Below are 10,676 nucleotides of genomic sequence, written 5' to 3' on the forward strand. Positions count from 1 at the left end.
CCATCCAGCGCCTGGCACGCAACGTCCGCCTGGTGTTCGACTACCTGGGCATGACCGAAAATTCCCGCCGTCGGCGGGGACGGCCAGCCACGGCGGGCTAGAACGGATTTGCCGTGCCGCGCATCCCGGTCACCCACGCCACCTTGAAGCAGGGCGACCCCTGTCCCGAATCCGGTTGCACCGGCCGGGTCTACGTCCAACGCCAGGAGCCGGCGGTCTTGGTGCGCGTCACCGTCGTCAAAGACCTCAATGGAGCGGCACCAAGCGGCCCGCTGGGCGTCGTTGATCTCCCCCAGATACAACACGTGGCGCTGCACCACCCGCCCACTGGCCACGCGACGATTCTCCACCACGCTCCAGTAGCGGTGCTCTTTGCCGTCTTTCTTACGTGTCTTGGATCGCAGGAACATCCCAATAGTGTCCGCGCAACCGCCATCCGGCTCAAGGACCAAGGTCGGCACTACAGCCGTTTTCGCACGACCCGCTCTAGCTCATTCAGTCACTTACCAAGCCACCAAGGGCTAAAATTGGCCTAAAATGGCAAAATCCCGGGTCGAATAGTCGAAGTCGGGCTAACGGCGCCACTGGCCGCGGCGACGACGACCGTCTCCCCCGCTTGCGGTTGACCGATATCGAGCAAGCCCATGTAGGCCGTAAAGCCCGGCATCCCCAACACCCCCAAGGCGAGCGACGGCTGGGGCATGGCCCGATCCAACTGGCGTAGGTCGGCGCCGTCACTCAGGGCATAGTCTTGCCAGCCGCTGTAGGCGAGCACCAGGTCACCCGCCTGAAAATCCGGATGGCGCGACGTGGCGACCCGTGAAACCGTGCCACCAACCATCGCCTCGCCGACCTCCACGGGTGGCGCGTAGGATGCGGTGTCGCTCATCCGGCCCCGCATGTACGGGTCGAGCGAGAGGTACAAGGTCTTTAACAGCACCTGTCCCTCGGACGGCACCGGAACCTCAGCGTCGACCAACGCAAAGTTGTCCGCTGTCGGGGCACCGACTGGGCGCGAACGCAGCACGATCTGGCGATTCACAGACTGGTTGTTGGGCATCTTGCGGTCCTCGGTGAGCTTGCTTCTGGGTGCAGCGACCACTCTACAGCCACACGAGCCGATTCTTTCAGCCGGTTTACCGTACAGTCACAGACGCAACAGACAACGCGCTCCTCCACCTGGTCGCGCCCCCCGTGTCAGCGCCTGATGGGACGAGTGGATTACCGCCCGATCGCACCGTCACCATCCGTCAGGCTGTCTTGGCCTGCGCCCTACCCCACCGGCAGCATCCGTGAAGGAAAAATCCCCTGCCCCACGGCGGCCGCTAGCATGGTCGGGTTGGCGGGCCATGGTTCGTCGCAATCCGCTTCATGGCACATTTTCGGCAAAACGGAACTCTAGGCGATCGACGGCCTTCCCCTTTTTTATTCCTTGCCACGTGACATTCAACGAGGTCTTCGCCGCTAACTCCTTAACCGCAGGCTCGATAACGCGAGCCTTGAGGTTGGAGAAGCGGTCGTACTTAACATCAAGTCCGAGCCGGTGCTTGAAATCCGCTACCGAGATCAGAAAAAGTCCGGTATCGGCGAACTGAGCAAGCATCTCGAACAGGCGGATCGAGTAGGTACTGCTCAGACTCACGACTTCCTCAAGCCGGTAGCTGGTGAAGCGCTTGTGCAGCATGGTCAGGTAGGGAGCGATTTCCGGAGAAAATCCAAGCTTTACTTTGCCCTCCCCTTTTTTGTACTCGGCCATATACACCCATCGCAAACGCTTCCGCGTGTTGCCATCGATACGGCGGATATCCCGCTCGTAGAGCCTGGTTGCCGCCTCTTCCATCTCAGCATAGGCATTTTTCGGGTCGCTGCCGAACAATTCCACGAACTCATCCACGCCCAGCACGAACACCGCATCTCTGGGCATTGGCTTACGACCGTCAAGCTTTGCGGCGCAAGCCAGGATGATGCGTTGTTCGTTGAGCGTGAGGTTGTAGGATGCCTCGATCAGGGCATTGGCTTTCGTGACGATGGAATTCCCATCAGCCTTAACTAGGATCGAACGCTGCTGGTCCATGAGCTTTTTCTGCTACAGAGTAGTTAAATGTAGCTTATGCATATTTGCTTCATCATGCAATCCCCGTAGCCATAACAGGTTCAATGCCGACGACCATAAATCTGTAGCAGAAGCTCTCTGACCATAAATTTGTAGCAACGTGCCCTTCCGGTAAGGCGGCATGAAATCCCATCCCCAGCCCCGGCCAGGTAGCGTGGGAGCCCCGTTTTTCGTGATCCCGAGGCTCCACGATGTCACTGTCACTTCTCGCCGCCGCTGCCGATGGCGCAGCCTGCGCCGGCATTTGCCCACTGGCGCCGGACCACGCCCCTGGGGGCGCGCATTCCCGAGGAACTTTGGTCGCGGGCGGTGGCACTAGCCTCCGCCATGGGGTAAGCAAGGTCGCCGCGACCCTACCGCTGGACTACGCCCGTTTGAAGCGGCAGCTCACGGTGCTAACGGCGCCGCCGCAGAAACCTACCGCGGAGCTCCGGACCTTTTTGAAAATGGTGCTGGGTCTACCACCATCAGTGCCGGGCTGAGTGCTGGCCCTGCCCGACGCCGTTCGCTACGCATTGAGTGGACTCGGGCGGCGGCCAGCGAGGTCGGGCGATGTCGCGCCGTCTGTGGGAACGGCGCCGTGATCGCCCTGACCCCGCAACTGCGGGTCTTGGTCGCGACGGCCCCGGCGGATCTCGCCAAGCCCTTGATGGTCTGGCCCGACGGGTGCGCCGTTGGCTAACGAGCCCATGAGCGGTGCCCTCAAGCGGTTCGGCGGGGCAGGTGCTGGCAGGTGGGGACTGGCGCGCTGCGGCCCGGGATACGCCATGACAGCGTCCATGAACACGCTGATCCGGCGCGGCCGGCGGGTAGCGGGTAGCGGTTCCCATCGTGCAGCTTGAGGCCATTGTCGCGCGGACCCGCAACGCCGCGCTGCCCTCGGACGAACAGGCCACCCTCAAGGCGGCGGTGGACACCTTGACGCGCCTGACCGAGGAGTCGGAGACCACGACCACCACCCAGGAACGGGGGCGCAGCCTGATCTTCGGACCCCGCACAGCGACCAAGGACTCCGTCCTGGGAAAGGGCAAACCAGCCGGTGGCGCCTGGTGTAACCGACACCGACGCGGTGCTGCCGCCCGGCAAGAAAACGCGCACTGGCCATGGTCGTAACGGTGCGGACAAGTATCCCCGCGCGCCCCGCATCCCGGTCACCCACGCCACCTTGAAGCAGGGCGACCCGTGTCCCGAACCCGGTTGCACGGGACGGCTCTAAGTCCAACGCCAGGAACCCGCAGTATGGTGCGCACCCCGGCACGGCACCCTTGCAGGCGCAGGTCTAAACATCGGAGCGGCTGCACTGCGGACTGCGTGGCGCAGCGTTCACGGCCGCACCCCAGCGGGCGCTCATCTTTATGCATAAGTGTTCGCGAGGCACCCTAAGCTGCTGATTTCCCGGCTAACGATCTTCGTCAGCAACGCCACTTCCTTCATAAACAGTTCCTTACAGCGTTATGCAGGACGATGAGCAGCGGGCGTGGACGCGACGAAATACGACGAGCCCGCCGCGGCAATAATCGAACTACTGAAGTACGGCTGCGGTCTGCCGTTTCATCCTATCCAAAGCTTGGAGCAGGCCCTAGCCATCCCGCTGCCGGCCACCACCCAATGGGGTGTGGTCGCGGCGCCCAGTCAATATCTCCGACGCCCTGGCCCGCAACGCCCCGGGGGTCACCCCACCCAAGCCGCTTCCTGTATTCCCCATGCTGCGCAAATTCGTCGAGGTACCTGACGCCTTTCCGGAGGAGGTCCCTTCGTACTGGAAACCCTGCGCCCCGTGTTCCACACCGATCAGCAGGCCCAGCCACAGGGACTCGACCCGCATGCGCGCTTGCTCCTTCACCAGCAGGAGAGCGACCAGCAGATGCAGGCGCTCCAGGCGCGCCTCGCCGCCGAACCCGCGCCTACCTGATCCCACACCGGCCGCGTGCCGCTCACACCGTCGTACTACCAACGTCCCGACCACCATCGGCGCGACTCTGTCGGCGTGTGATCAGGTAGGCAAGCGCCGCCTACCCGCCCTGACAGCAACCACGTCTAGCCTCCCGCTCGCCAAGGACGCGGGACCCCACACTACCCATTCCGGACCAGCGCGCGGAATTCATGCAAGCTTGCCAGAAGGACACGTAGCAACAACACTGAGTCCAGTTGGCCACCATAAATCTGTAGCAGAACAATCTTCCACGATCGGGCGCGCAAGCAGGACCATAAATCTGTAGCAGTTAGACCGCACGCCTGTGGATAGCACCATAAATCTGTAGCACATGACCATAAATCTGTAGGCTCGTAACCATAAATCTGTAGCACATGACCATAAATCTGTAGCACAGGCAGCACGTATCCTCATGTTTAAAAAGGCGTTTCCAGCCCTTACAAACAAGGTTAAAAACAAGAAAAAACAAGATACAAAGCCAGCGCCTGTGGATAAGTCTGGCAGCAGCGCAAAATGGAAACAGCTAACCCGCTTCGCTCACGACCTTTTTTAGTCTGACCCAAGACCGGTTACCACTTCCACCCTCAGAGGGGCAGTAGGAAAAAGGACGACGGCATCCAGCGATAGATCGGTAACAGCGCAAAATCGAAACAGCTAACCCGCTTCGATGTCGACCTCCTTAGTCTGACCCAAGACCAGTCACCACTCCCACCCTCAGAAGGGCAGTAGGAAAAAGGACGATGGAGTCCAGCGATAGATCAACCCGTGTTCCCTGTCCTTATTTGCCGAAGCCATCACCATGCTGGCCGAGGCTTGAACGGGAGGCGTGTAAAGCTGCTCTCGGCGACCACGGCATGTACTTACGGGCCTTCGCGAACGGCAACCTGCGTGTCACCTTCAAACGGGCTGCTTTGGTAGAGCGGATGAACGCCATTTGGGCCCGTCGCCACGGGGCAGCACTGACAGATGTCAGACACCGTTGTTAAGGGACCGGTGCCCAAGGACAGGCGCGTGTAGCGCTGTTGCTGTATGATTATGGGTCATATTAGTTCCGATTTTGGAGGTTACAATGGCCGAGAAAGGCCCCATGGCTCGTATGCAACTGTTGTTGCCAGCCGATCTAAAGGCCGAGGTCGAGCGCTTTGCCGAGGATCAGGGCCTATCCGCTAACGAGGCAATTCGACTTTTGTCTCGGCGGGGCTTGAGCGCCTCAGGACAGACACCGCCGGTTTCGGTCCTGGTGGAAGAGTTAGGCTATCGGGTGCGTGACCTGGAGCAGCGGCTGGCGAAGCAGGAAGGGGCCGGCGCCTGATGCCCAATTTTTCGCATGCGAAAATTGCAGTGCTGTAACTTGTGCTGTATTATTTCCATGAAAAATACCATTATTTGAACCAGGGAACACCAAGGGTTTGACATTTCCGGGATTCGATGATGATGGCTCGACGCTAGGGTAGAGGTCAGACAGTGCTGATAACGAGCGACAGCGATTTTTTCGATCAGCAGCACCAGTCGCCTGTTTGTGACTTCGTACTTGCAGCCAGCCTTAACCGATAGCGATTAGGCTCCTTTAAGGGAGCTAGCGATCTAAAGCCCTCGGATTTTCCGTAGGATTATTACTATGGCTCCTTCTTGCCCTTGCGGCGCGACCTAGAGAGGCATTTATGAAGACACTTACGATCGCGAATCAGAAGGGTGGCGTCGGCAAATCAACGCTCGCTGTTCACCTGGCCTGGCTGGCGCTCGAACAGGGCCGACCGGTGTTGATGGTGGACTTTGACGGACAAGCGAACAGCAGCCGTACCTTCTCTGAGTCCTTCACTGGCCTACCTGCTTCACAGCTTTTCACGGTCGAGCCCGGTGCACTCACCCAGGCCCCCCAGCCAATCTCAGACCATCTTGCCCTGATCCCTGCCGACGTCGCCATCAACGATGTCGAGGGGCTGGACCTGGCGAGCATTGAGCGGCCTGCTGTCCATCTTAAGGGGCTCGCCTTGTCGCCCGAGACCATCTGCATCATCGACACCCCGCCTACACTGGGACGCCGGCTCTTGGCCGCCTTGATCGCCGCAGATGCTGTAGTCAGCCCATTAGCCCTCAATGGTTACTCGATTCAGGGTATTACCGACCTGCAAAAAACCATTCAGATGGTTCGCACTCGCTTCAACCCGCGGCTCAAAAATCTGGGGCTTCTAGCGAACATGGTGAACAGCCGCTCAACCACTCATGGGCAAATGCTCACTGAGTTGCGGTCTGCTCTTGGCGACAAACTCTTGCCCTTCACCCTGGGCCATCGGGTCGCCATCTCGGACGCCATCGATCGTGGTCGGCCGGTCTGGCTGGGTACCAGGGGGGAAAGCTCGCAGCGTGCTGCACATGAAATGCGCGCCGTCTGCGCCGCTATCCTGGAGAAGCTGCAATGAGCATCAAGGGTATCGCTAACCTCGCCGACTTGATGGAAGACCTGCCGACCGGAGCACAGGAAGTCGCCTTGTCGCTGATCGATCCCGATCCGCACCAGCCGCGGACCAGCTTCGACCAATCGCGGCTTGATGCCCTCGCCGCGTCAGTCTTGGCCCAGGGTGTCATCGAGCCCCTGGTTGTTTCTCCCCATCCCGAGACCGCTGGTCGTTATCTCCTTGTCGCAGGTGAACGGCGCTGGCGGGCAGCGGGTCTGGCGGGCCTCGAGACGGTGGCCGTAGTTGTCCGCGAGTTCACGGCGGAGCAACGTTTGGCAGTGCAGTTGGTCGAGAACATCGACCGTGAAGAACTCACGATTTTGGAAGAGTCCGCGGCCGTCGGGCGCTTGATCGACTTTGGGCGAAAACCCAAGGAGGTGGCCGATATGCTCGGTAAGACTCCAGCGTGGGTATCGCTGCGACGCAAGATCGAGGCCCACCGTGGCCATCTCGAACTGTTCGTAGTGCATGAAAGGACTCGCGACGCAGAGACCCTGGCTATGCTGGTGGACCTGGGTAAGATTGACGAAGATGCGTTCAGTGAAATGCACCGGCAGGAGCGGATCACCCGTGCTGCTGTACGTGAGGCCCTGGAGATAGCGAAGCGGCGCAAGCTTGCACCGGTGACGCCGCTGCCGAGCGACCTGCCCGAACCGGCTGATCCATCGCCACAGCCCCAACCCAAGGATGAGGCTCCATCAGCACCCGAGGCGATCCCGGAACCGTCGCCGAAGGCATCAGTGACTCCGCCCGCGCAAGCCGGGGATTCTCCCCCGTCCCGGCCCTCAAAGTCGAAAGCTGCCCACGAGGGTCAGGACAACTCCGCAGACACCGATCTGACCAATCAGTACGAAGAGGTTCGGCTTGCCGTGCAAGCCTCGTTGGGCATGACTGTCCAAGTGGTGCTGAGCGAGAAAGGGGAGGGTGGTCAGTTACGGATCGACTTCTCCGACCTGGAGGACTTGGCCGCACTGCGCAAGGCCCTGTCGTGATCCTGTTCTAAGCGATTGGCCTGCGATGGCACCGGGCCAATTTTTCCCGAGGTTTCTATGCTCGGTTGCGACTACCCCAAGATCCACGCCCGACACATCGAAGCGCCCGCTCGGCGATATCTATGTGAGTCTCACCACGCCGCATATCGGCCGGATGGGTTTTCGTTCTCCTTCCCGGCCGAGCACCGCAGGGAATGGGTTCTGGTTGAGACTTCCGAAGGAACGCTGACCATCGCCCGGTATCACCATTTTCGGCCTGGGTCAGGCTTCGGCATCCTGGCGGCGCCTCCGGCATATATTAAGGGAGTGCGCCGCTTGCTGGCTGAATCTGAGACGGCGAACGTGGTGTGGTTGCCACCGCACCGGTCCCGATGATGCCAGTCCCCAACGCCGTCCGGCGGCGGGTCATCTCGGCATTCAGGTTTCACAGCCGCCTGTCTCCTGCCGAGGCGGCAGTCTTGTTGACGAGCTTCGCCGTTGAGCGGGGATTTTCCGACTCCCGCCGACCGCCTCCTGGGTCCGCCCTGGAGCAATGGGCCACCGTTGCCAAGGCGCCCCTGTGGGCGGTGCAAGCCGCCGCTACCTGGCTGCACGCCTATGCTGCACTGACCGATCCTGACGAGATCGGCGCTGTTGCGGATGTCCTGGCAGGAGTCGAAAGGGGATGGGAACCGTGATCGTTTCGCATGCGAAACGCTCCCTGCCCCCCGGCATCCCCGACCAGAGCGACGAGCTCGAGCGGTTCAAGGCATCCATCAACCTGACCGAGTTTGCCGCGTCCGAGGGTTACCTCCTCGATCGCCGGACGAGTTCCCGAAACTCCGCGGTCATGCGTCACCCCGGAGGCGACAAGATCATCATCACCCGGGGTGAGGATCAGCACTGGATCTACTTTTCGGTGCGCGACGAGGCCGACAACGGTTCGATCGTCGACTTTGTCCAGTATCGCCGCCGTTGCTCCATCGTCGCGGTTCGCTGGGCGCTTCGGCCCTGGATCGGAGGGTCCATCGTCCGGCCGACCCCGGATCGATATGTCCCCGAGTTGGTTCCTGTCACGCGCGACCGTGGGGGAGTCATCCGCACCCTTGCCGTGATGCGCCCACTTGTGATCCATCGCTATCTGGAAGATGAGCGGGGTATTCCCCGCAGCCTCCTCGAACATCCCCGCTTCGCTGGGCGGGTCCTGATCGATACCCGCTCGAACGTGGTCTTTCCCCATGTCGACCGGGACGGACCCTGCGGCTACGAACTCAAGAACCACGCATTCACGGGCTTCGCGCCAGGTGGCGCGAAGGGGCTCTGGGTCTCTGGCGTCAAACGTAGCGACACCGCCCTGGTATTCGCCGAGAGTGGTATCGACGCCCTGAGCTATGCGGTCCTATACCCCGATGATCATGCGCGTTACGCGAGTTTTGGTGGGAGCATGAACCCCCTCCAGCCGGCCCTGATCCGGGCAGCCATCGAGCGCTTGGCGCCGGGCGCGACGGTCCGAATCGCCACGGACAACGATGCCGACGGCACCGGCTTCGCCGCGATCATTGAGGGCCTAGTCGCGGAGAGGGGGAGGGGAGACCTGGTGGTGGAGCGGGCCGCGCCCGTCGGTGCCAAGGATTGGAACGATGTGTTGAGGCGAAGGTAACTACTCAGGCACCCCAGTCGGTATGGCGAACGGTGGATGTGCTCAACAGGGATTGTGCGTTCGGTTGATCAATCTGGGCCGGTGAGGGGGTAGGGGATGCTACGGCGGAGTGAAGGCGCATTGGTAGATTGTGCGTGCCACTGTGTGCAGCGTTTTCCAGGCGTGAAACGGTGGTGGCTGGCTTGAGTAGCCAGTCGAACAGCCAAGTATCACCTTTTGACCATTGAGCCAAGGGGAACAGAACTGGCGTTGTGCCGGTGATCGGGTGTGAAAACCTCGATAAAGCGTGTCACATGACACGCAATAAAATACGAGAGGCTCTTCCTGCGTTTCAGGCGGCTGCTAAGCTTTTGTAATATCGTGAAAAGAGGCTTATGATCGCCAGCCGCCAGGAAGGTTTGCAAGTCTCGGAGTTAGGCTGATGATCCCCCTTACAACGCTGCTGGACGACGTCAAGTGTTACGAAGTCCTGCGTAGCTTGCACTGGCCCGAAGGGGTGACGTGTCCGCACTGCCAGTCGTCGCAGGTGAGCAAACTAGGTCGAGATTCCACCCAACCAGCGCGCCGGAAGTATCGTTGCGGGGGCTGTGGGCGCCACTTCGACGACTTGACGGGGACGATCTTCGCCGGTCGGCATCAGTCGTTGATGGCCTGGATCGGCTGTCTGTACCTGATGGGCTTGAACCTCTCCAACCGTCAGATTGCCCACGCGTTGAGTCTGAACGAGGATGACGTGCAGCGGATGACCGAGCAGCTGCGCGCGGGGATCGTCGCCAGCCAGCCGACGCCGATGTTGTCGGGCGAGTTCGAGTGTGACGAGGTCTACGTGGTAGCCGGTCACAAAGGCCATCCTGAGACCGTGAAAAAAAAGGGCGCAAGGGGCGCTGCCGTCGGCTGGAGGGGGCGCCCGGTCGCGGAACGCTGGAAAAAGAGCAGCCACCGATCTTTGGCATGATCGAGCGCGGCGGACAGGTAGTGATTCGGATGCTTGAAAATGTTCAACAACAGACCATTCGTCCGTTGATTTTGGCGGTCATTGCCCCGGGCACACAGGTCTACACCGACGAGTACAACATCTATGCCCGACTGCCGCAGTGGGGTTATGGTCATAAGACAGTCTGCCACAGCCTGGGCGAGTACGCGCGTGATGAGGACGGCGACGGCTTCCACGAGGTCCATGTCAACACCATGGAGGGCTTCTGGTCACTGTTGCGCTCCTGGCTGCGCCCTCATCGCGGGATCTCCCAGGAGAAATTGCCGCTCTACCTGGGGTTCTTTCAGTTCACTCACAACGTCCGCCTGCGCGGTCGGGGGCTGCTCCAGCCCATGCTCTCAGCCTTGCTGACCAGAGCCGTCTGAAACGCAGGAAGAGCCTCAGTATTTTTAGGCTTTACCGAGATGCGCAGAGACTCCCTACCACTCAGGACGGTCCAGATGTCGCGGTTGCCGTGTCCTTGGATCTGGCTGATGATGTCGTAGCAGTTTTCGCGAAGGGCTTTCTGATGTCTACCTCGTCCGCTATGTCTCCAGACTTCAATGTCGG

10 protein-coding genes and 2 pseudogenes are annotated in these 10,676 nt (G+C 60.6%); 8 read left to right on the forward strand and 4 right to left on the reverse strand.

Annotated elements, in window-relative coordinates; genetic code table 11:
- From QZX93_RS01710 to QZX93_RS01720, 3 genes and pseudogenes are all read right to left on the reverse strand, one after another.
- Positions 1 to 410, reverse strand: a pseudogene (locus tag QZX93_RS01710) (hypothetical protein); the annotation flags it as partial.
- Between the two features lie 122 nt (positions 411 to 532).
- Complete coding sequence (locus QZX93_RS01715; RefSeq protein ID WP_295394310.1) at positions 533 to 1,060, reverse strand: hypothetical protein; 528 nt, start codon at positions 1,058 to 1,060, stop codon at positions 533 to 535.
- A 309-nt stretch (positions 1,061 to 1,369) separates the two neighbouring features.
- Positions 1,370 to 2,074 carry a replication initiation protein gene (locus QZX93_RS01720; RefSeq protein WP_295393268.1) on the reverse strand — a complete coding sequence of 235 codons (705 nt, stop codon included), beginning with the start codon at positions 2,072 to 2,074 and terminating at the stop codon, positions 1,370 to 1,372.
- Positions 2,075 to 2,944: 870 nt separating this feature from the next.
- Between QZX93_RS01720 and QZX93_RS01725 the strand changes: the two genes are divergently transcribed.
- Positions 2,945 to 3,226 carry a hypothetical protein gene (locus QZX93_RS01725; RefSeq protein WP_295393267.1) on the forward strand — a complete coding sequence of 94 codons (282 nt, stop codon included), beginning with the start codon at positions 2,945 to 2,947 and terminating at the stop codon, positions 3,224 to 3,226.
- Positions 3,227 to 3,692: 466 nt separating this feature from the next.
- Here QZX93_RS01725 and QZX93_RS01730 read toward each other — a convergent pair whose 3' ends face one another.
- Positions 3,693 to 4,031 (reverse strand): hypothetical protein, encoded by a 339-nt coding sequence (locus QZX93_RS01730; protein WP_295393266.1) that lies wholly within the window; start codon positions 4,029 to 4,031, stop codon positions 3,693 to 3,695.
- A gap of 1,102 nt (positions 4,032 to 5,133) precedes the next feature.
- On the opposite strand from QZX93_RS01730, the gene QZX93_RS01735 reads away from it, so the two are divergent.
- The 7 genes and pseudogenes from QZX93_RS01735 to QZX93_RS01765 all read left to right on the forward strand — a co-directional run.
- Positions 5,134 to 5,358, forward strand: coding sequence for a hypothetical protein (locus QZX93_RS01735; protein WP_295393265.1), 225 nt, complete (start codon positions 5,134 to 5,136; stop codon positions 5,356 to 5,358).
- A gap of 349 nt (positions 5,359 to 5,707) precedes the next feature.
- Positions 5,708 to 6,466 carry a ParA family protein gene (locus tag QZX93_RS01740; protein WP_295393264.1) on the forward strand — a complete coding sequence of 253 codons (759 nt, stop codon included), beginning with the start codon at positions 5,708 to 5,710 and terminating at the stop codon, positions 6,464 to 6,466.
- Positions 6,463 to 7,494, forward strand: a complete 1,032-nt coding sequence (locus tag QZX93_RS01745) for a ParB/RepB/Spo0J family partition protein (protein ID WP_295393263.1) — start codon at positions 6,463 to 6,465, stop codon at positions 7,492 to 7,494. The genes QZX93_RS01740 and QZX93_RS01745 overlap by 4 nt, the downstream gene beginning before the upstream one ends.
- 458 nt (positions 7,495 to 7,952) lie before the next feature.
- A complete protein-coding gene (locus QZX93_RS01750; protein WP_295393262.1) occupies positions 7,953 to 8,171 on the forward strand; it encodes a hypothetical protein in 219 nt (72 codons plus the stop codon).
- Positions 8,159 to 9,133 carry a DUF3991 and TOPRIM domain-containing protein gene (locus QZX93_RS01755; RefSeq protein ID WP_295393261.1) on the forward strand — a complete coding sequence of 325 codons (975 nt, stop codon included), beginning with the start codon at positions 8,159 to 8,161 and terminating at the stop codon, positions 9,131 to 9,133. Before QZX93_RS01750 ends, QZX93_RS01755 begins: the two co-directional genes overlap by 13 nt.
- A 421-nt stretch (positions 9,134 to 9,554) precedes the next feature.
- Positions 9,555 to 10,088 (forward strand): transposase, encoded by a 534-nt coding sequence (locus QZX93_RS01760; RefSeq protein WP_295393260.1) that lies wholly within the window; start codon positions 9,555 to 9,557, stop codon positions 10,086 to 10,088.
- Positions 10,055 to 10,414 (forward strand): annotated as a pseudogene (locus QZX93_RS01765) (IS1595 family transposase); the annotation flags it as partial. The gene QZX93_RS01760 and the pseudogene QZX93_RS01765, both read left to right, overlap by 34 nt.
- Positions 10,415 to 10,676 lie beyond the last annotated feature (262 nt).

Source organism: uncultured Thiodictyon sp. (genome assembly GCF_903946935.1).
GTDB lineage: Bacteria > Pseudomonadota > Gammaproteobacteria > Chromatiales > Chromatiaceae > Thiodictyon.